Origin of the sequence: Rhodanobacter sp. A1T4, assembly GCF_014207185.1 — a bacterium.
Taxonomy (GTDB): domain Bacteria; phylum Pseudomonadota; class Gammaproteobacteria; order Xanthomonadales; family Rhodanobacteraceae; genus Rhodanobacter.
The window spans coordinates 399578-419942 of the sequence record NZ_JACHCP010000004.1; the positions used below are offsets into that span (position 1 = coordinate 399578).

The 20365-nt window shown below is 60.7% G+C and carries 16 protein-coding genes; 8 read left to right on the forward strand and 8 right to left on the reverse strand.

The genetic code is table 11. The annotated features are described in order from the left end of the window. The first annotated feature begins 125 nt into the window (after positions 1–125). Positions 126–1097 carry a LacI family DNA-binding transcriptional regulator gene (locus tag HDE80_RS10430; RefSeq protein ID WP_255483671.1) on the forward strand — a complete coding sequence of 324 codons (972 nt, stop codon included), beginning with the start codon at positions 126–128 and terminating at the stop codon, positions 1095–1097. Between the two features lie 44 nt (positions 1098–1141). Here the strand turns inward: HDE80_RS10430 and HDE80_RS10435 are convergent, their stop codons facing one another. Further along, positions 1142–2755 (reverse strand): HAMP domain-containing sensor histidine kinase, encoded by a 1614-nt coding sequence (locus HDE80_RS10435; RefSeq protein WP_184670575.1) that lies wholly within the window; start codon positions 2753–2755, stop codon positions 1142–1144. Positions 2756–3019: 264 nt separating this feature from the next. Between HDE80_RS10435 and sucC the strand changes: the two genes are divergently transcribed. Together sucC and sucD are read left to right on the forward strand one after the other, a co-directional pair. Beyond that, the gene (sucC, locus tag HDE80_RS10440) at positions 3020–4213 is read left to right on the forward strand and encodes an ADP-forming succinate--CoA ligase subunit beta (protein ID WP_345776442.1); all 1194 of its coding nucleotides are present in this window, start codon (positions 3020–3022) and stop codon (positions 4211–4213) included. A gap of 15 nt (positions 4214–4228) precedes the next feature. Then, entirely contained in the window at positions 4229–5104 is an 876-nt protein-coding gene (gene sucD / locus HDE80_RS10445; RefSeq protein ID WP_179477745.1) for a succinate--CoA ligase subunit alpha, read from the forward strand. Between the two features lie 101 nt (positions 5105–5205). On the opposite strand, the gene HDE80_RS10450 is transcribed toward sucD, so the two are convergent. After that, positions 5206–6126, reverse strand: coding sequence for a LysR family transcriptional regulator ArgP (locus HDE80_RS10450; protein WP_184670577.1), 921 nt, complete (start codon positions 6124–6126; stop codon positions 5206–5208). Between the two features lie 131 nt (positions 6127–6257). Here HDE80_RS10450 and HDE80_RS10455 point away from each other — a divergent pair, with 131 nt between their 5' ends. Then, on the forward strand, positions 6258–6875 hold the full coding sequence (locus HDE80_RS10455; RefSeq protein ID WP_184670579.1) for a LysE/ArgO family amino acid transporter: 618 nt from the start codon (positions 6258–6260) through the stop codon (positions 6873–6875). A gap of 70 nt (positions 6876–6945) precedes the next feature. Beyond that, on the forward strand, positions 6946–8568 hold the full coding sequence (locus HDE80_RS10460) for an NAD+ synthase (protein ID WP_184670581.1): 1623 nt from the start codon (positions 6946–6948) through the stop codon (positions 8566–8568). A 100-nt stretch (positions 8569–8668) separates the two neighbouring features. Here the strand turns inward: HDE80_RS10460 and HDE80_RS10465 are convergent, their stop codons facing one another. Continuing rightward, positions 8669–9502: an outer membrane protein assembly factor BamD gene (locus HDE80_RS10465; protein WP_255483673.1), complete on the reverse strand. Its 834-nt coding sequence runs from the start codon at positions 9500–9502 to the stop codon at positions 8669–8671. Positions 9503–9594: 92 nt separating this feature from the next. Here HDE80_RS10465 and rluD point away from each other — a divergent pair, with 92 nt between their 5' ends. Both rluD and pgeF read left to right on the forward strand, forming a co-directional pair. Further along, positions 9595–10569, forward strand: a complete 975-nt coding sequence (gene rluD / locus HDE80_RS10470; protein ID WP_184670584.1) for a 23S rRNA pseudouridine(1911/1915/1917) synthase RluD — start codon at positions 9595–9597, stop codon at positions 10567–10569. Next, positions 10570–11388, forward strand: a complete 819-nt coding sequence (gene pgeF, locus HDE80_RS10475; protein ID WP_184670586.1) for a peptidoglycan editing factor PgeF — start codon at positions 10570–10572, stop codon at positions 11386–11388. On the opposite strand, the gene HDE80_RS10480 is transcribed toward pgeF, so the two are convergent. The 5 genes from HDE80_RS10480 to otsB form a co-directional block, all read right to left on the reverse strand. Next, positions 11373–11969 carry a 2OG-Fe(II) oxygenase gene (locus tag HDE80_RS10480; RefSeq protein WP_255483674.1) on the reverse strand — a complete coding sequence of 199 codons (597 nt, stop codon included), beginning with the start codon at positions 11967–11969 and terminating at the stop codon, positions 11373–11375. The two genes, pgeF and HDE80_RS10480, sit on opposite strands and share 16 nt — an antisense overlap. Then, positions 11966–13285 (reverse strand): tetratricopeptide repeat protein, encoded by a 1320-nt coding sequence (locus tag HDE80_RS10485; RefSeq protein WP_184670588.1) that lies wholly within the window; start codon positions 13283–13285, stop codon positions 11966–11968. The genes HDE80_RS10480 and HDE80_RS10485 overlap by 4 nt, the downstream gene beginning before the upstream one ends. Before the next feature lie 248 nt (positions 13286–13533). Next, positions 13534–14919: a trehalose-6-phosphate synthase gene (locus tag HDE80_RS10490; RefSeq protein ID WP_184670589.1), complete on the reverse strand. Its 1386-nt coding sequence runs from the start codon at positions 14917–14919 to the stop codon at positions 13534–13536. Further along, positions 14916–16721: a glycoside hydrolase family 15 protein gene (locus tag HDE80_RS10495; protein ID WP_184670591.1), complete on the reverse strand. Its 1806-nt coding sequence runs from the start codon at positions 16719–16721 to the stop codon at positions 14916–14918. Before HDE80_RS10495 ends, HDE80_RS10490 begins: the two co-directional genes overlap by 4 nt. A gap of 13 nt (positions 16722–16734) precedes the next feature. Beyond that, complete coding sequence (gene otsB, locus HDE80_RS10500) at positions 16735–17523, reverse strand: trehalose-phosphatase (RefSeq protein WP_184670593.1); 789 nt, start codon at positions 17521–17523, stop codon at positions 16735–16737. Between the two features lie 183 nt (positions 17524–17706). Here otsB and clpB point away from each other — a divergent pair, with 183 nt between their 5' ends. Continuing rightward, positions 17707–20304 (forward strand): ATP-dependent chaperone ClpB, encoded by a 2598-nt coding sequence (clpB, locus tag HDE80_RS10505; protein WP_184670595.1) that lies wholly within the window; start codon positions 17707–17709, stop codon positions 20302–20304. Positions 20305–20365 lie beyond the last annotated feature (61 nt).

A 20365-nucleotide genomic window follows, 5' to 3' on the forward strand; every position in this document is an offset into this window, starting at 1 on the left:
AGGTGCTCCTGCGATTCAGCGGTTTTCGCGGAACCTAAGGCAGGCCAATAAAAATGCTGAGCAAGAAGCTAGGGGGCTGAGTCTTGAGTCGGACGGGCAAAAAGCAGCCGGATCCGTTGGGTTCGATGAGCTTGACCATGGCCGATCTGGCCGATTTGGCGGGCGTTTCGAAAATTACCGTGTCGCGGGCGCTGAGCGACAGCCCGCTGGTCACGCCAAAAACCCGCGAACAGATCCAGACGCTGGCGCGCGAGCACGGCTACAAGCTTAACGTCAGCGCGCGCAACCTGAGGCTACGCCGCAGCCATACGGTGGCGGTGATCGTGGAAATGAAGCCGTCGAGCGAACGCACGATGTTCGATCCGTATCCGCTGGTGCTGCTCGGCGGTATTTCACAGGAGTTGACTGCTGCGGGTTACAGCGTGCTGCTCACCACCCGCCAAGGCGCTACGGCGGCAGCGGTGCAGGCAGCCGACGGACTGATCCTGCTCGGGCAGGGCGTGCATCAGGACGCCGTGCGCAGGTTCGACAAGCTGGGTCTGCCGATGGTGGTGTGGGGTTCCCACGCGAAAGGCGACCCGCAAATCGTCGTTGGCGGTGACAACCGGCTGGGCGGCGCCATCGTCGCAGATCATTTCGTTTCGCTCGGCCGCCGTCATCCGGTGTTTATCGGCAACCCCAGTCACCCGGAAATCTTCGAGCGTTTGAATGGTTTCGTTGATGTGCTGGCCAAGCACGGGATCAAACCGCTGCTGATGCGTCGCGATGAATTCACGCCGGACTCGGGCATCGATGCGGTGCATTCGCTGAACGCGCGTGGGGTAAGTTTCGACGCTATTTTTGCCTGCAGCGATCTGCTGGCAATAGGTGCCATTCGCGCCACCATAGAGCTGGGGTACACGGTACCCGGCGATGTCTCGGTCGTTGGCTACGACGATATGCCGCTGGGGGCGAGCTTCATGCCGCCGCTCAGTTCGGTGCGACAGGATTGGCAGGGGGGCGGTACCTTGCTGGCGCGCAAGGTGCTGGCCCTGATCAATGGCGAGTCCACGACATCGGAAACTTTGCCGGTCACCTTGATCGTGCGTTCGACCTAGCTGAGTGCTCGCTTCTGTGGGCTGGCCGTGGCAGCTTCAGCCGCTCATTTCGCGCTGGTGGCCGGTGTCAGAATCAGCCGGAAGCAGCTGCCGCCGCCGGCCACTCGCACGTATTCGAGTGCGGCCTGGTTGGCCTCACTCATCTGACGGGCCAGATAGAGGCCGAGCCCGGTGCCGTACTCATTGGTGGTGTAGAACGGTTCGAAAATCTGCGCCGCGACTTTTGGCGCAATGCCGGGGCCGCGATCAATCACTTCCAGGATCGGCACGCCGTGCTCGCCTTGTCGGGTAACTACCATCACCCGCGCCGGTTCGCCGGGCAGGCGGCCGTAGCGCAGCGCGTTCTGCACCAGATTCCAGACCACCTGCTGCAACTGCTGCGGGTCCGCCACCGCGGCTACCGGCGCACCAGCCGCAGCGACGACGCGTAGGGAGTCGGCGCCCAGGTCGTTGCCTTCGCTGTATTCCGCCACGAAATCCTGCGCCCAGTTTCCGAGATCGAGGGTTTCCGGTCGTGAGCGTTCGCGTCGCGACAGCTGCAGGATATTTTCGATGATTTCGTTGAGGCGGATGCAGTGGTTGTTAATGATTTCGACCATGCGCTGGTCGGTGCTGTCCATGCTTTTAGATTCGGCCAGCAGCTGTGCCGAGTAGCGGATCGCCGCCAGCGGATTGCGGATTTCATGGGCAATCGAGGCGGATAGCCGGCCCAGCGAGGTCAGCGTGAGTTCCTCGGCCCGGCGGGACAACAGTGAGGTGTCGTCGAGGAAGATCAGTACGTGCGAGTCGTCGTTCGGTGCCAGCCGGCTGAAGCGCGGGACCACCTCGGGCACGCCATCGGCGAGCTGGGTAGCGGTTTCGTCCAACTTTCCAGAGGTCATCCAGTGATAAAGACGGCGCGACAGCTCTGGGGCCAGTTGACCCAAGTCGCGCTGGTCGGCGCCCGGATTGCCCAGCAGCATCCACGCCGATTCGTTGATCTGATGGATGCGGTTGGCATCATCGACCAGCAGAACGCCGGTCTTCATGCGTCGGATGATCAGCTCGTTGACCTGCGCCATATTGGCCAGATCGGTGCTGCGCTGTTCTGCTAGTGCTTCGGTCGCACGCAGCTGCCGGCCCAGTACGTGACACAAGGTGGTGGCGGCGAAATAGGCGAGGCAAAAAAGTGCGGGTTCGAGTAGATCGCGATCGCCTGGGCCGCCATGGGTCGCTTCCAGAAAGGTGTGCCCCAGGATGCCCATCGTGGCCAGCGCCGCGAAGAAACTGGACAGCCGCAGTGGCAGGATCAGTGCGCCTGCGCACAGGTTGACCGCCAGCATCATGGAAATGCCGATACGGGCATCGTTCATGGCGGAAATGGCCAGCACGGCCGCGGCAATGTCCACCACCAGCGCGGCGGACACCGCCAGCTTGGCGAAACCCATGCTGCGTCGAGTGAGCCCTAGGGATAGCAGCGCGAACAGCAGATAAAGCGTGGTCACGTAGCCGGCAAAGTTGAACGTACCCAGCTGGGGCCAGCCCAGTCCCAGCGGCGTGAAGGCCAGACTGACGTAGACCAGCGCCTGGATCACCCGGAATACGTTGAGAAACGTCAATTCATGTCGGACGGTTTGGGCGCCTGCGTAGCTGGTAGTCAGGGATGATGCGCTGGACACGTGCGGGCATGCTCTGCGGCGATTTCAGTGAGTATAGAGGTGGCATCGTCCGCTGCGGTACGTGGCCGGCGAAGCGCATGGAAATGTCACGCGAGACAAGCAAAATCGGCTGGCTCTTTCCATTGCCGCCCGCTTCCGCGAAAATGGGCGGCCGAACAGCGCGGTTTCCCCCTCGTTGGCGTGGCAGAAAAACTGCACCCCCGCCAGCGTGTCACTCCGCCGTCCGACCTTCCCGACCCACGCGATCGCTTGCGTGCGGCCTCCATAAGTTTCTCCGTTCGCTCGAGGTATCGAATGAATTTCCACGAGTACCAGGCCAAAGAGTTGTTCGCGCAGTACGGTATTGCCGTGCCGCCGGGCAAAGTTGCCAATTCACCCGACGCCGCTGTCGATGTCGCCAAGCACCTTGGTGGTTCGCAGTGGATGGTCAAGGCGCAGATTCACGCAGGCGGACGCGGCAAGTCCGGCGGCGTCAAGTTCTGCAAGACCCTTGACGATGTCCGCGCTGCCGCCAAGGGCATGCTCGGCACCAAGATGGCAACCTACCAGACCGCCGGCCGTGCGCTGCCGGTGAACCTTGTGCTGGTCACCGACGCGACCAACATCGCGAAAGAGCTGTACCTGTCGATCCTGGTGGATCGCGACAGCAAGTCGGTGTCGTTCATCGCCTCCAAGCACGGCGGCGTGGACATCGAGCAGGTCGCCAAGGAAACGCCGGAAGACATCCACACCATCGTCGTCGACTTCGTCGAAGGCCTGCAGCCATATCAGTGCCGTCAGCTGGGTTTTGCGATGGACCTCAACGGCAAGCAGGTCAACCAGCTGACCAAGATCATGCTGGGCTTGTACAAGCTGTTCAACGAGAAAGATCTGGCCCTGGTCGAGCTGAATCCGCTCGCCGTACTCGAAGACGGCACACTCGCCGCGCTCGACGGCAAGGTCGATTCGGATGACAACGCCGAATTCCGTCATCCGGATCTGGGCGCCATGCGCGATCTGACTCAGGAAGACGCGGCCGAAGCGGCTGCTGTGCAGAACAACCTCAATTACGTGACGATGGACGGCAGCATCGGCTGCATGGTCAACGGCGCGGGTCTGGCCATGGCCACGATGGACGTGATCAAGCTGGCGGGCGGTGAGCCGGCCAACTTCCTCGACGTCGGCGGCGGCGCCACCAAGGAACGTGTCACCGAGGCGTTCAAGCTGATCCTGTCCTCGGACAAGGTCACCGCCATCCTGGTCAATATCTTCGGCGGCATCGTGCGCTGCGACCTGATTGCGGAAGGCATCATCGCCGCGGTGAAGGAAGTGGGCCTGAAGATCCCCGTCATCGTTCGCCTGCAGGGCACGAATGTCGAGAAGGGCCGCGAACTGCTGGCCAACTCCGGACTGGCGATCACGCCGGCCGACGATCTCAACGACGCGGCGCAAAAGGCCGTGGCTGCGGCCAAGGCTTAAGGGAGACATGCAAGCATGAGCGTTCTCGTCAACAAAAATACCAAGGTGATCGTGCAGGGCTTCACCGGCCAGCAGGGCACCTTCCACGCCGAACAGGCGATCGATTACGGCACCAAGGTTGTTGGTGGCGTGACCCCGGGCAAGGGCGGTTCAGAGCACATCGGTCTGCCAGTCTTCAACTCAGTCGATGAAGCTGTTCTCGAAACTGGTGCCGATGCGTCGGTGATCTTCGTGCCGCCGCCGTTCGCTGCCGACTCGATCCTCGAAGCGATCGATGCCGGTATCAAGGTGATCGTGGCGATCACCGAGGGCATCCCCGTGCTGGACATGCTGCGCGTCAAGAACGTGCTGGCACAGCATCCGGAAATCGTGCTGATCGGACCGAACTGCCCCGGCATCATCACCCCGGGCGAATGCAAGATCGGCATCATGCCGGGCCACATCCACAAGCCGGGCAAGGTCGGTATCGTGTCGCGCTCCGGCACGCTCACGTATGAAGCAGTGTTCCAGACCACCAACGAAGGTCTGGGTCAGTCCACCTGCATCGGCATCGGTGGCGATCCGATCAACGGCCTCAACTTCATCGACTGCCTGAAGCTGTTCCAGGACGATCCGCAGACCGAAGGCATCATCATGGTCGGCGAGATCGGTGGTTCGGCCGAGGAAGATGCCGCCGAGTTCATCGGTGAGTACGTCACCAAGCCGGTCGTCTCGTTCATTGCCGGTGCGTCCGCTCCGGCGGGTAAGCGCATGGGTCATGCTGGCGCGATCATCTCCGGCGGCAAGGGCACCGCCGCGGCGAAGTTTGCTGCGCTTGAGAAAGCTGGCGTCACCACGGTGAAGTCGCCTGCCGATCTGGGCAAGACACTTGCCAAACTGATGTCGAAATAAGTTGATGACGCAGTAAGTCACCGCTTTCTGGTGACAAGCAAAGGCCGCGGTCATGCCGCGGCCTTTTTATTGGCGTCGAAGTGGCGTGTATTCGAGTGGCATCAGCGCCGATGTTTCGTTCCTTCGGCAATCTGCAGGTCGCTGGCTGCAGCGCGAAGCAAAGTTTCGGTTAGTTGGGACAGTGCCGGCGAACGGATCGTCCAGTGCTGCCAATACATCGGAACGTCCAGCCAGCGATCGGACGCCAGGGTCTGCAGCATGCCGTTGGCAAGTGGGTTTTGCAGCATCGTGGCTGGTGCCATCGCCCAGCCAAGGCCAAGTGCGGCTGCTTCAACGAAGGCTGTCGACGACGGGATGTAATGGATCGGCGGCAACAGCTTCGCACGCGTGATGCTGCGTATGAATCGTGCCTGCAGGGTATCCCTGCGATTGAACGTCAGTACCGGGGCATGGCCCAATGCGGCGGCATGGAGGCCATCGCTGAAGTAAGTCCTAACGAAGGCCGGTGAGGCGATCGGCAGGTAGCGCATCACCCCGAGCTTTTTTACCGCACAACCCTGCACGGGTTTGGCATCGGCCGTGACAGCACCCAGCACGGAACCGTCGCGCAGCAGGTCGGCGGAGTGATCCTGATCTTCTGTCTTTATGTCGAACAACATGCCATGCCGCGTATGCAGTTCGGCCAGCGCGGGTAGCAGCCAGCTGGCCAATGAGTCGGCATTCACCGCAATCGCCATGGTCGACGGTGCCTTGTTCGCCGGATCAGCCGCGGCGAATTCGCCCAGCGTTTCGGCTTCCATCAGCTGCATCTGCTGCACGCTGCGCAGCAGGCGCTGGCCGGCACTGGTGGCACGGCAAGGGCTGCAGCGAAGGATAAGCACCTGGCCGAGGCGATCTTCGAGGGCCTTGATCCGCTGCGAGATGGCTGAAGGGGTCAGTGACAATCGGTGTGCTGCGCCGTCGAAGCTCCCCTCGGCGAGCACGGCGGCGAAGGCGGTGAGTTGGGGATTCAACAGCGTCATGGATTAAGCACCTGCGGGCTGCTTTGGATGGTTTTTGCCATCTTAAGAAAATCTAATCTAGCTGAAGAATATTCAGCTTTACTGATGATATCCCCTGCGCCAGATTGTGCTTCGTCTTCGGGAAAATTCCTATGTCGTCCGCTGCCTATCTGGCCGGTCTCGGTACCGGTGCCAGCCTGATCATTGCGATCGGCGCCCAGAACGCTTTCGTGTTGCGGCAAGGCCTGCAGCGACGCCATGTCGGTCTGGTGGTGGCGATCTGCACCCTTTCGGACGTCACACTTATCCTGCTCGGCGTAGCAGGCATGGGGCTGGCGGTGCAGCAGCACGTTGGATTGCTGCAGTGGCTGCGCTATATCGGCGCGATCTTCCTGCTTGGTTATGGTCTGCTCGCGGCTTGGCGGGCGTGGCGTGGCACATCCGGCTTGCAGCCGACGGGCGGCGATATCGACGCTGATCGCTGGCGTGTTGCGCTGGCCTGCCTCGGCTTTACCCTGCTCAATCCGCATGTGTATCTGGATACTGTCGTGCTGCTCGGCTCGGTATCCACACACTACGCAGGCGATGCTCATTGGTGGTTCGCCAGCGGCGCGGCGAGCGCGAGCGTGGTCTGGTTTACCGGGCTTGGCTATGGCGCGCGACTGTTGCTACCGTGGTTTCGCAGTGCGCTGGCGTGGCGGCTGCTGGATGCCTTCGTCGCCGTGCTGATGCTGGTGCTGGCGTCGGTATTGCTGGGTGCATTTGGCTGAACTGTCGTGCTGTGTGCACGCGGCGCTCGGTTATCATGCGCGTCTGCATTCGACGTCGGACCTCCAGGGCATGACCACCTTACGCTTCGCGCTAGCGCAATTCGATTTTTCGGTGGGTGCGGTGGCCGCCAACGCGAAACGCATGCGTGGCCTGATCGAACAAGCGCAAGTGCAGGAGGCGGCGCTGATCGCGTTTCCGGAGCTGGCGCTGAGCGGTTATCCACCGGAGGATTTGTTGCTGCGGCCGAGTTTCCTTGCCGCTTGCGAAAGCGAGCTGAAATCTTTGGCGGCAGCGTCTGCAGGTACGGCAGTTATCGTTGGCCACCCGCACAGCGAGGGTGAGGTCTTCAACGCGGCCAGCCTGTTGCGTGAGGGTGCTATCGAAGTGACGGCGCACAAGCAGGCGCTGCCCAACTACGGTGTTTTCGACGACAAGCGCTATTTTCGACCGGGCCATGAAAGTGTGGTGGTTACCATTGACGGCGTGCGCGTCGGCCTGCTGATTTGCGAAGACGTCTGGATGCCGGAGCCGGCAGCACAGGCGGCAGCAGCGGGTGCCGAACTCATCGTGGTGATCAATGCATCGCCTTGGGATGACGCCAAGCAGTCGACTCGCGAGGCCGTGCTGACGGCACGGGCACAGGAAACCGGTTGCGCGATCGCCTACGTCAACGTGGTTGGTGGCCAGGATGAGGTGGTTTACGACGGTGCCTCGCTGCTGGTGAATGGCGACGGCCGCATTGCTGCCCGTGCGCCGGCATTCGTCGAGGGGCTGCTGTGGGCGCAGTTCGACGCGCAGACGCGCAGCCTTATTGCGGAAGACTGGCCCGAGGCCACGGATACCTCGCACGAAGCGGTTCTGTACGCAGCACTTGTGCGCGGCATCCGCGACTACATCGACAAAAATGGCTTCGGCGGTGTGTTGCTGGGCCTGTCCGGCGGCATCGATTCGGCGTTGACCCTGGCACTCGCGGTCGATGCGCTGGGCGCTGATCGCGTCACCGCGGTGATGATGCCGATGCGCTACACCTCACAATTGTCGCTGGACGGAGCCCGTGCACAGGCGGAGCAGCTCGGCGTGGATTATCACGTGATCTCGATCGAGCCGACCTACGAGTCGTTCATCGATGCGTTGACGCCGGCGTTTGCAGGCAAGCCAGCCGATACCACCGAGGAAAACCTGCAGTCGCGTACGCGTGGCGTGATGCTGATGGCGTTGTCCAACAAGCACAGCCGGCTGCTGCTGGCGACCGGCAACAAGAGTGAGATGGCCGTCGGCTACGCCACCTTGTATGGCGACATGTGTGGCGCCTACGCGCCGCTGAAAGACGTTTACAAAACCGAGGTCTACAAGCTTTCACGCTGGCGCAATACCCAGCTGGGTGGTGCGGAGTTCATCCCGGTGGCCGTGATCGAGCGGCCGCCGTCGGCCGAGCTGCGCGAGGATCAGACCGATCAGGATTCACTGCCGCCTTACGACGAGCTCGATGCCATCCTCGAACGCTTTATCGAAGGCGAGCAGTCGCAGGCCGATATCGTTGCCGCGGGATTCGCCGCCGAGACAGTGCGACGCGTCGCGCGGCTGGTGCTGGCCAACGAGTTCAAGCGGCGTCAATCGGCCCCTGGACCGCGCGTCACCACCCGTGCGTTTGGTCGCGAGCGGCGTTATCCCATCACATCCGGGTGGCGATAACAGGAATTCGGGGGGCTGGCTCGCCTCGACGCTGCTCCGTCCGGCAGCAATAAAAAAGCCGGCGATCACTCGCCGGCTTTTCGATTTCTGACCAATCTCCTCAATAGTGTCCGGAGAATGGCACCATCTTGCGCAAGGTCGACGGCGCATGCGGCCACTTCGGGTCGGTCAGGTAGGGGTGATTCGGGTAGTTCAGCGCCAGCACCTGACGGGTCTGGTCGGCCAGTTCCTTGTGGTCGAGTGCCAGATAGCTACGGGTGAGGATCGCCAGCGCATCGCCGGTTTGTGGCGCCTGCTGGTAATGCTCGATGACATACTGCGAGCGGTCGGCCGAAGCTACATAAGCCTTGTTGCGCAGATAGAACTTGGCCACATCTATCTCGAACTGCGCCAGACTGTTACGTAAATAAATCATGCGCTGGCGCGCGTCGGCCGCGTAGGCGCTGTCGGGATAGCGCCGGGTCAGCTCGGAGAAATCGTCGAACGACTGCAGGTTGTAGCCTTGGTCGCGGCGTGCTTGGCCATTCTCGCGGTAGACGTAGCGCTCAATTACACCCGTGGTGCGCTCGAAATTGATCAGGCCGCGCAAGTAGTAGGCATAATCGATGTGATTGTTGGCCGGATACGTCTTGAGGAAGCGGTTCACCGTCGAATAGGCATCATCGAGCTGGTTGTTCTTGTACTGCGCGTAAGTCAGATCAAGCTGGGCCTGCTCGTTGTACGGACCCGACGGAAAACGCGCGATCAGGCGCTGATAGGCTTTGACCGCTGCCGCATAGTCGGAATTTTCCAGCGAATTGTGCGCATTGTTGTAAAGCGCATCCACCGGCATGGTATCGAGCGTGTCGCGTTTATGATGGAACATTGAACATGCGCTCATCGATACCGCGAGCGCGAGCACGGTAAGTACCTTGAAAACACGCAATTTGGACATCGGCAGTTTCATTACACGCATGGGAAAAGAATTCAGATGTTTGATCGAAGAGGCATGATAGCCGAAACCGGCCATAGCCCGTGGGGACAACCATGACTACCATTCGGCATGAGGCGGGCGTGCCTCTGGCCGCCGCAGGACGTAGATTCGACCAGGCTTTGGCCGAGATGTTCCCCGATTACTCACGGTCGCGACTCAGCGGCTGGATCAAATCCGGCGCGGTGACCCTGGATGGCGCGCAGGCACCGCCCCGTCAGCTGCTGCGTGGCGGCGAGCAGGTTTTGCTGCAGGTCGAGCTGGAGGTCGAGGTCTCCAGCGAGCCCGAAGCGATCGCACTGGAGATCGTGCACGAGGACGAATATCTGCTGGTGCTGAACAAGCCAGCTGGACTGGTCGTGCACCCAGGCGCCGGTAACCCGGCGGGAACCCTGCTGAACGCGCTGCTGCACCACGATCCGAAGCTGGCCGAGCTGCCGCGTGGCGGCATTGTGCACCGACTGGACAAGGACACCTCCGGACTGATGGTGGTGGCCAAAACATTGCCGGCCTGCACGGCGCTGGTCGACCTGCTGTCCCGTCATGAGGTGGAGCGCCAATACGAGGCTGTCGTGCTGGGTACGATGGTGTCCGGCGGCACGGTAGATGCAGCCATCGGACGTCACATGGGCGATCGACTGCGTCAGTCGGTGCGCGACGAAGAGGATGGCAAGCATGCGGTCACGCATTACCGGCTGCGCGAGCGCTTCCGTGCCCACAGCCTGCTGCAGTGCCAGCTGGAAACCGGCCGCACGCATCAGATCCGCGTGCACATGGCGCATATCAACCACCCGCTGCTGGGCGACCCGCTGTACGGCGGCGGTCTGAAACTGCCCAAGGGCGCCTCACCGGAACTGATCGCCACTCTGCGCGGTTTTCGCCGCCAGGCGCTGCACGCCGAGCGGCTTTCGTTCGTGCATCCGGTCACGGAGGAGGCGCTGTCGTTCATTGTGGAACGGCCGGCAGATCAGCTGGCGTTGATCGAAGCGCTACGGGCGGATCTGGCAGCCCACGGCGCCGACGAGTATTGAATGTCGGTGGCGGATAGCTTTCTCCCAGGTACCGATAGCTGGATTTACCCGGACTGGCCGGCACCGGCCAGCGTGCGCGCGTGCGTAACCACCCGGCACGGGCCCGGTGTGTCGGCGCCGCCGTTTGATCGGCTCAATCTCGGTCTGCGCAGTGGGGATGCGACTGACACGGTCAAAGCAAATCGTGAAGGGCTGCAACAGGCACTGGCGCTGCCATCTTCTCCGCGTTGGCTGCATCAAGTGCATGGCATAGCCGTAGCCGAATTGGGGCCGCTGCCAAGTGATCATGAACCGCAAGCAGATGCGGCGGTATCGCATCTGCCTGGCGCGGTGCTGGCTATTCTCACGGCTGATTGTTTGCCGGTGTTGTTTTGCGCCGCGGATGGGAGCGAGATTGCAGCCGCACACGCTGGTTGGCGAGGTTTGGCCAGCGGTGTGCTGGAAGAAACGCTGACTCAGCTACTTGCTCCACGTAAAGATTTACTTGCGTGGATCGGGCCGTGTATTGGCGCGGCATCATACGAAGTAGGCGGCGAAGTGCGCGCTACATTTCTAAAGCGGCATGCGAATGCATCGCAATACTTTGTGTCAACGCGTCCGGGGCATTGGCTATGCGATCTTGCCGGACTGGCGTGTCTCTTCCTCAGGGCGTCTGGCGTTCAAAACATTTGCGGCAGCGGGTTCGACACCTTCACCGATACGAGATTCTATTCTTACCGGCGAGAAGGTGCGGCTAGCGGCCGTTTCGCTAGCTTGATCTGGCTGGAGCCGCAGCACGGATCGCCGGTTCAAAACAACATGGCTCAAAACAACAGATAAGTAGAGATGATGTACTTGTCGTTGGAGCGTGGTGGCAATCCCGCGTGCTGGTACATCCAGTAAGGCGGAAACATCAGCAGGCGTCCGGCACGCGCGGAAACTCGCAAACCCATATCGCAAAACTCGGTTTCGCCCCCGTCGATCACGTCGTTCAGATACCAGAGAAAGACCATGTACCGATTGCAGGTGTAGTCAAGTGCGTCGAAATGCGGTTGGAACTGATCGCCTTCTTCAACGACATAGCGCTTGATTCGCAAATTTTCCAGCCGGTTGCGTGGCGGAATCGGCAGAGTCAATGGAGCGCGCTCGTTGTAGAGGTCCAAATACTGCAGCACCTGTTGCCGAAACAGGGTCTCGAAGGACGCGTCAGCAACCTTGCTCACGTTGAGTTCGGTCCATGCGCTTGACTGTAGAGCGCCGCGACCACCGCGCGTCTGGAAGCGAGCAAGTTGGTCAAACGACTCGATCATGCGCTTGCAGAAATCAGGCTCAAGCGCGTTGTCGAACCACTGCACGTAGCGCGCAAGGTCGCGAGTGGAGGGTACTTCCTGAGCGGTGATATCGACCGTAGTGGTATTCAAGCCTGCTCCAGTTTCGTGTCGAAATCCACGATGGCAATGGTAAGAGCTGTTAGTGCCTCGCGCTCAAATGGTGTGAGGTCGGGATGCCAGATTTCGGAAGCGAGTAAGCGCGCCTCTGAGTCGCCGCCATTGGAGTATTCGACACCGAAACTGCTGTCGAATACCAGGGCTTCACCTTCCTGAAGGCCGTGTAATTCACCGCCTATCGTGATGTCGATAGGCGCGCTGCCGGGCAATGCGATGACTATGCCGCATCGTGAGTTGCTACGCCCGAAGGGAGTCGATGCCTGCATGGCTGGCCCGATAGCGATGATCTCTGCATCAGGGCTATGCTGAGGAATACGTACCAGCGGCATATTCACCATGGCAGCAAGCAGCTGCGGCGCCTGCTGGCGGATCCCCTCAAGTGGGATGCCATGGTGATAGATGGCTATACGACGTACACGCGACAGCACACTCTCGCTATCTACTGCTTCATCGTCCTTGACCATGCCCAAGTTGAACGCTGACACGCTTGGTTTATCGTGCAGCGCAAGGCATGTATCGATCTCGGTGCTTGTTGTCGCAATGCATGTTGTGCAGGCAGCTAACCAGTCAAAACGCGAAAGACCGATAATAGGCGCCGCGCCGAGGTCGGGAACATAGAGCATGGTCGGCCGCTGACGTGGATCAGCAGGCCGTTCGTTGCTATCGTGCAGATAGATGGCCAGCGCTCGATCGATGCGACCAAGCTCGGCCGACGGCATTTCTTCACGAAAGCGCTCCAGGACGCCGTTGAACCATGCTTGGCGTCCTTCAAACACATATTGCATCGCGTGTTGAACCAACAGGCGTATACCTTCCTGGGTACTGTTGTCATCAAGCCAGTGACCCGTTCGTTGTGCGTCCAAAATGGCTCGGAAATACTGTATCAATGCTAGTTCGGGGCGCTCATCCAACTCCAGCACGTTGGCCAGCAGTAGACGGGCTGTCGTGTTGCGCCCTTCGCTTAGCTCCAGGGCGCGTTCGAATACATAACGCGATGCGTCAAAGCGGTCGGCAATGCGGTACGCGACGCCGAGCTCCATAAGAACGCCAATATCATTGCGATCGATTGCCGCCGTGCGGTTGAGCCATTCGATCGCGGCTCCAATGTCTCCACGTGCCATCGCAGCTTTGGCTAAAAAACGCAGTGCCTCGACTTGTTCCGGTTGCGTCGCAAGAACGTCCAGGAAAGCTCTTTCAGCTTCTGCCACGCGGCCTTCACGCAATAGTTGCTGCGCGGTTTCGAGTGTGTGGTTTATCGAGTTAGAGGCAAATCCGGGATCGGTCAGCATGGCGACGGTCGACAAGGACTCTATAAAGTCAAAACAGTAGCATGTTGCAGCGCGAGCTTGGTATTTCAAGATTGAGGTCAAGCGGGCACCTGGTCTAGGTGTGCGTGGATGCCGGGAGTGCCCGAACAAGCTGCTATTACTAGCATGCCACTTGCGCTGATTACATTCTTTTTTGTCTGGTTTAATCAGGTTCAATGCGGCGCAGGACTTTAATTCTGTCCGTTGTGCAGGCGAGCGCATCCGCGAGTCTATGCGGCAGTATCATCAACCAAGGCAGCGAGAAAACCATTGCGCCATGTGTTGATATCGTGGTTTTCCAGCACGCCCATCATCGCGCGCCAGCGCCGCTGCCGTTCCTTCAGCGGCATTTTCAACGCGCGTTCCAACGCATCGGCGACTTCGGCGGTGTCGGCAGGGTTGATGAGCAGCGCGTCGGGCAGTTCGAAAGCGGCGCCCGCAAAACGCGAAAGTACCAGTACGCCGGGATTTTCCGGATCCTGACTGGCAACGTACTCCTTGGCGACCAGGTTCATGCCATCGCGTAATGGTGTGACCAGACCGACTCGCGCGTTACGGTAGTAGCCGGTGAGCACGCTGTGGGGGAACGATTGATTGACGTAGCGGATCGGTACCCAGTCCGGTGCGGCGTACATGCCATTGATATGGCCGGCGCTGCGTTCCAGGTCCTTGCGGATCTGGCGGTACTCGGGCACGACGCCGCGCGTGGTCGGTGCGATTTGCAAAAAGGTTATCTGCCGATGCAGCTCAGGTGCACGCTCCAGCAGATGCGCGTAACCGCGGAAGCGTTCGGGCAGTCCTTTGGAATAGTCGAGCCGGTCGACGCCGATGATCAGCGCCCGGCCCTCCAAGCTGTTATGCAGTTGTTCGATTTCTTCGAGTGACTCGGCGTCGTGTGCGGTCTGGGCCACTAGCGCGGTATCGATACTGATCGGAAACACGCCGGCGCGAAAACGGCGACCGTTGGCAGCCTGCAGCCTTCTAGCTTTGCGCATGGTGCCGCCGATTTCGTACAGGAAGTAATCCTCCAGGGCGCGCAGGTCGCGGGCGGTCTGCAAGCCGACCAGATCGTAGCTGGCCAGTGTTTCCAGCAGGTCGCGATGCTTCGGCAGGACGATCAGCAGCGCGGCAGGCGGCAATGGCGTGTGCAGAAAGAAACCGATGCGATTTTTTACGCCGCGCTCGCGCAGCATCGAAGCAATCGGTATCAGGTGATAGTCGTGTACCCAGAGGATGTCGTCTGGCTTTAGAAGCTTCAGCAGATGATCGGCAAACAGCGCGTTGGTGCGCATATAGCCATCCAGATGGCTACGCTGATAGTCGACCATGTCGAGTCGAAAATGCAGCAGCGGCCATAAGGTGCGGTTGGCAAAGCCTGCGTAGAACTCGTCATGATCCTGGCGCGAAAGATCGAACGTGGCGTAGTCGACGGATTCATGACTGACCCGATGGAGTTTTTCGTTGTTGGAGACCTTGCCGCTCCAGCCAAACCACAGCCCGCCGCGTTCTTGCAGCGTTGCCTGCATGGCCGACGCAAGCCCACCGGTAGATGTCTGCCCGGGCAGCGCGATCCGGTTAGATATCACCACCAGACGGCCGGGTTTGTGATCGCTCATAGCGCCTCCTCCCAGCGGCGGGAGAGCCGCATTGCTGCCTGAATCATGCCGACCAGTGAATAGGTTTGCGGATAGTTGCCCCAATGCTCGCCACTGCCTGGTGCCAGATCTTCTGACAACAGCCCAAGCGCGTTGCGCTTGCTCAGCATGTTTTCGAACATCGCTCGCGCCTGTTCCTCGCGACCGGTGGACGCCATGGCCTCGATGTACCAGAACGTGCAGATGTTGAAGCTGGTTTCCGGCGTACCGAAATCGTCCGGAGCGATATAGCGGAACAGATAATTGCCGCGGCCCAGTGCCGCGCCGATGGCATCTACTGTGGCGACGAAACGCGGGTCGTTCGCTTCGATGAAGCCGATATCGGCCAGCAGCAGCAGGCTGGCGTCCAGATTCTCGCCGTCGTAAGCGTCAACGAAATAGCCGAGCGTCGCATTCCACGCGCGCGCCTCGATGCGGGCGTGAAGCTCGATGGCTTCGTGGTGCCAGTAACGCGCCCGGTCATCCAATCCCAGCTCGGTGGCAATGTGCGCCAGACGATCGCAGGCGGCCCAGCACATGGCTGCGGAGTAGGTGTGCACCGAGGCGCGGCCACGAAATTCCCACAGACCGGCGTCGGGCTGCTCGGCCATGCGCAGTGCGGCTGTGCCCATGCGCTCAAGCCGCTTGAACATGATCGCGTCGCCGCGATGCTCGATGCGGCGATCGAAAAACAGCTGCGCCGATGACAGCACCACGGAACCGTAGGCGTCGTTCTGGCGCTGCTGCCAGGCGTCGTTGCCGACGCGCACGGGGCCCATGCCGCGATAGCCGGCAAGTCCTTCCACCTGACGTTCGTGCAGCTCCCGCTCGAAGGTGATACCGAACACAGGGCCGACCTCGTCATCGCCCTCGACCACCGCCAGGTTGAAAACGTAGCGTATGTAGTCTTCCATGGTGTTGGTGACGCCGAGTCGATTGAGTGTCCGTACGGTGAAGGCCGAGTCACGCAGCCAGCAGTAGCGATAGTCCCAGTTGCGTGCTGTGCCCGGTGCTTCGGGGATCGAGGTGGTGAGCGCGGCGACGATGGCGCCGGTGGCTTCGTACTGGCAAAGCTTCAAGGTAATGGCGGCGCGGATCACCGCCTCCTGCCATTCGTAGGGAATCGACAGATTGCGTACCCAGTCGCGCCAGTAAGCCTGTGTACGCTCCAGCGCCAAGTGGATGAAGTCGGCGGGGCTCTCGCTCAGTGTTTCGTCGGGGCCAAAGACAAAATGTGCCGGACGATCCAGGCTGAAAGGCAGGCTGCGTTCGATCAACGGTGTAGCCACATCGCTGGTCAGCCGCTGGACGGTTTCACTGAGCATATAGCGAACGTGGTTGCTGCCGGACGTGGTGGACGCCGGTTGTGAGCCGTAATCGCACAGCGGTTGAAGCTTGACGCGAATGCGCGGTGAGCCGCTGAGCGGGCTGATTTTGCGAGCCAGCATGACAGGGTGATACATCCGTCCGAGAGAGCGGTTGCGCGGTGCGAAATCGACGATCTCGATCGCGCCACCGTGCGTGTCGAAAAGCCGCGTCACCAGGACGGCGGTGTTGGGCAGATAGTTCTGCTCGGCCCGTTCGAAATCTTCCAGCTCGATGGCCCATTCGCCGCCATCGATCTTCGGTGAAAGTAGTTTGCAGAAGCTTGCATCGGCGTCGAAGCGTGGCAGGCAGCACCAGACGATGCTGCCATGCGGATCGATCAGCGCGGCGATGCTACCGTTGCCGATAACGCCGAGTTCAAGGCTGGCGGGCAGGGCGTTCGGCGGATTGTTCGTCATGTCGAGGTATTCCTCACGAAAGTGCGTCAAGGACGCGAACCAGCCACGTTTTCACCGCAGCGGGGTCACGCAATGAAAAAGATGCCTGCGTGGATGAATGGGGTGAGCCGATCAGCACGCCCATGCCATGCTTTTGACGGAGGCTGGCAAAAGCGTGTTCGTCCGTCAGGTCATCACCTAGGTACACGGGCAGGCGCCCGTTGAACGGCGCGCTGGCAAGCAGTTCGAGTACCGCCCGGCCTTTGTCCATGCCGGCTGGCTTGAATTCGATCACCAGGTTGCCTGGCTGTAGTTCGTAGCCAGGCAATTGCGTAACCATCTGAACTGCGGCGTCGCGAAGTGGTTCGAACTGTTCGGGTACGCGTCGGCAATGCAGGGCAACGGCAATCCGCTTGTCCTCCAGCTGTACACCTTCGAACCGCGTGGCCAGCGCCGTAGCGGCCTGGAGCATGTGCTGCTGTTGTTCGGGTGTTAACGTTATTCGTCGAAAACTGCCGTCGGCACGGCGCAGTTGCAGCCCATGCAGACCCGCCGCGGCCCAGTGTGGATTGCCGAACAGTCGATCCAGATCATCCAGCTCACGGCCGCTGACCAGCGCCAACGCGCCGCCCAGCGCGTTGTGCAGCGAATGCAGCAAGGCAAGCAGAGGTGCAGTGACTTCGACAGCCCGCGGGTCGTCGTTGAAATCGAGCAGGGTGCCGTCGACATCGAGAAACAGCGCCCAGCGGGAGTCGTTGGCAGGTAGCGGTGGCGCTGGCAACATGCGTTGGGGTGAGTCGGCGTTGGAATTTTTCATATCCATCAGCCCCACCGTAACAAGGCCTATGTGAAAGATATCTTTGCTGGCAATGGGAGAGCAGCAACGGGCGGCAGCGAGGATCTTGATTCCGTCCGAGCTTGATTCAACCCAGGCCGTCCGCATCTTCCAGTCAGTGGCAAGTCGGCTGTTTGAGCGCTGACGGGCCAAACCAATGAGGGCTCATCAATGCGAATGGACAAACTCACGTCGCGTTTCCAACAGGCGTTTGCCGACGCACAGTCGCTGGCGGTTGGCCGCGACAACAACATGCTGGAGCCGGCGCACGTGATGGCCGCGTTGCTCAACCAGCAAGGTGGCTCGACCGGACCGCTGCTGACGCAGGCGCAGGTCAACGTGCCTGCGCTGCAGCAGCGTGTCAACGAATTGCTGGAACGACTGCCGAAAGTCAGCGGCCAGGAAGGCAATATCCACGCGGGCAACGAGCTGACTCGGCTGCTAAACCTCACCGACAAGCTGGCGCAGCAGCGCGGGGACCAGTTCATCGCCAGCGAGCTGTTCGTGCTGGCGGCACTGGAAGAGAAAGGTGAGCTGGGTGCGGCGCTGAAGGCGGCAGGCGCGACAAAACCGAATGTGGAGGCTGCGATCGAAAAGCTGCGTGGTGGTGAAAAAGTGCAGAGCGAAAACGCCGAAGAATCGCGCCAAGCATTGGAGAAATACACCATCGATCTGACCGAACGCGCCGAAAGCGGCAAGCTCGATCCGGTGATTGGCCGCGATGAGGAGATTCGTCGCACTATCCAGGTGCTGCAGCGGCGCACCAAGAACAATCCGGTGCTGATTGGTGAGCCCGGCGTGGGCAAGACCGCCATCGTCGAAGGTCTTGCCCAGCGCATCGTCAAGGGTGAGGTGCCTGAAGGCCTGCGTGACCGCCGCGTACTGTCGCTCGATATGGGTGCGCTGATTGCCGGCGCCAAATTCCGTGGCGAGTTCGAGGAACGACTGAAGGCCGTGCTTAGCGATCTGGCCAAGCAGGAAGGTCGGGTAATCCTGTTCATCGACGAGCTGCACACCGTGGTCGGTGCCGGCAAGGCTGACGGCGCTATGGACGCGGGCAATATGCTGAAGCCCGCCTTGGCGCGCGGCGAGCTGCACTGCATCGGTGCGACCACATTGGACGAATACCGCAAATACATCGAAAAAGACGCCGCGCTGGAGCGCCGCTTCCAGAAAGTGTTCGTGGGCGAGCCTTCGGTGGAGGACACCATCGCGATCCTGCGTGGGCTGAAAGAGCGCTATGCCGTGCACCACGGTGTGGAGATTACCGATCCGGCCATCGTCGCCGCGGCCACGCTATCGCATCGCTATATCGCCGACCGCCAGCTGCCGGACAAGGCGATCGACCTGATGGACGAGGCGGCTTCGCGCATTCGCATGGAAATCGACTCCAAGCCGGAGGAGCTCGATCGGCTCGAACGTCGGCTGATCCAGCTGAAGATCCAGCGCGAGATGCTGAAAAAGGAAAAGGACAGCGAATCGAAACAGCGCCTCGCCGATCTGGAAACCGAGATCGACAAGCTCGAGCGCGAGTTTTCCGATCTCAACGAAATCTGGAAATCGGAGAAGGCTGCGCTGCAGGGCGTGACTCGCGTCAAGGAGCAGATCGAGCAGGCACGGCAGGATCTCGACGCTGCGCAGCGCCAGCAGGACTATGCGCGCATGAGCGAGATTCAGTACGGCAAGCTACCCGAACTGGAAAAGCAGCTCGCCGCCGCGCAGGCTGCCGAAACGCAGGACTTCAAGCTGCTGCAGGACAAGGTCACTGCCGAGGAAATCGCAGAGGTCGTGGCGCGCTGGACCGGTATCCCGGTGAGCAAGATGCTCGAAGGCGAGCGCGAAAAGCTGCTGCATATGGAAGACGACCTGCACCGTCGCGTGGTCGGTCAGGACGAGGCCGTGCGTGCGGTTTCCGACGCGATCCGGCGCGCGCGGGCCGGGCTGTCTGATCCTAACCGGCCCAGCGGCTCGTTCCTGTTCCTCGGCCCTACCGGCGTGGGCAAGACCGAGCTGTGCAAGGCGTTGGCCGAGTTCATGTTCGACACTACCGATGCGATGGTACGCATCGACATGAGCGAGTTCATGGAGAAGCATTCGGTCAGCCGGCTGATCGGCGCGCCGCCGGGCTATGTCGGTTATGAAGAGGGTGGCTATCTCACCGAGGCCGTGCGTCGTCGTCCCTACAGCGTGATTTTGTTGGACGAAGTAGAGAAAGCGCATGCTGATGTGTTCAACATTTTGCTGCAGGTGCTCGACGACGGTCGCCTCACCGATGGTCAGGGGCGCACGGTGGATTTCCGCAACACCGTCATCGTGATGACCTCGAACCTGGGCTCCAACGTGATCCAGGACATGTCCGACAACGGCGGCGATCTGGACAGCGAAGAGCAGTACACGCAGATGAAGGCGTCAGTGATGGGCGTGGTGCAGGCGCACTTCCGTCCGGAGTTCATCAATCGGCTTGACGAGTTGGTGGTGTTCCGTCCGCTGGACAAAAAGCAGATCGGCGCCATTGCACGCATCCAGCTGGCCTCTCTGGAGAAGCGACTGGCCGAGCGCCAGCTGAAGCTGCAGGTCAGCGACAACGCGCTGCTGCTGTTGGGTGATGTCGGTTTCGATCCGGTCTACGGCGCGCGGCCACTGAAGCGGGCGATCCAGCAGCAACTGGAGAATCCGCTGGCCAAACAAATCCTGGAAGGTCGCTATGCGTCCGGTGCCACCATTGGCGTGGATGTCGAAGGCGGCGTGTTGGTGTTCAACACGCTTTGATCGCCGGGTGCAAGTAAAAGCAAAGGCAGGGCATAAAAAAATCCCGGCATGGATGCCGGGA

Coding starts and splice junctions, on each gene's coding strand:
- HDE80_RS10495 (WP_184670591.1), bottom strand. CDS start 16,721: ATGACGAACAATCCGCCGAACGCCCTGCCCGCCAGCCTTGAACTCGGC.
- rluD (WP_184670584.1), top strand. CDS start 9,595: ATGACTACCATTCGGCATGAGGCGGGCGTGCCTCTGGCCGCCGCAGGA.
- HDE80_RS10460 (WP_184670581.1), top strand. CDS start 6,946: ATGACCACCTTACGCTTCGCGCTAGCGCAATTCGATTTTTCGGTGGGT.
- clpB (WP_184670595.1), top strand. CDS start 17,707: ATGCGAATGGACAAACTCACGTCGCGTTTCCAACAGGCGTTTGCCGAC.
- sucD (WP_179477745.1), top strand. CDS start 4,229: ATGAGCGTTCTCGTCAACAAAAATACCAAGGTGATCGTGCAGGGCTTC.
- HDE80_RS10430 (WP_255483671.1), top strand. CDS start 126: ATGAGCTTGACCATGGCCGATCTGGCCGATTTGGCGGGCGTTTCGAAA.
- HDE80_RS10465 (WP_255483673.1), bottom strand. CDS start 9,502: ATGTCCAAATTGCGTGTTTTCAAGGTACTTACCGTGCTCGCGCTCGCG.
- HDE80_RS10450 (WP_184670577.1), bottom strand. CDS start 6,126: ATGACGCTGTTGAATCCCCAACTCACCGCCTTCGCCGCCGTGCTCGCC.
- pgeF (WP_184670586.1), top strand. CDS start 10,570: ATGTCGGTGGCGGATAGCTTTCTCCCAGGTACCGATAGCTGGATTTAC.
- HDE80_RS10455 (WP_184670579.1), top strand. CDS start 6,258: ATGTCGTCCGCTGCCTATCTGGCCGGTCTCGGTACCGGTGCCAGCCTG.
- HDE80_RS10485 (WP_184670588.1), bottom strand. CDS start 13,285: ATGCTGACCGATCCCGGATTTGCCTCTAACTCGATAAACCACACACTC.
- otsB (WP_184670593.1), bottom strand. CDS start 17,523: ATGGATATGAAAAATTCCAACGCCGACTCACCCCAACGCATGTTGCCA.
- HDE80_RS10490 (WP_184670589.1), bottom strand. CDS start 14,919: ATGAGCGATCACAAACCCGGCCGTCTGGTGGTGATATCTAACCGGATC.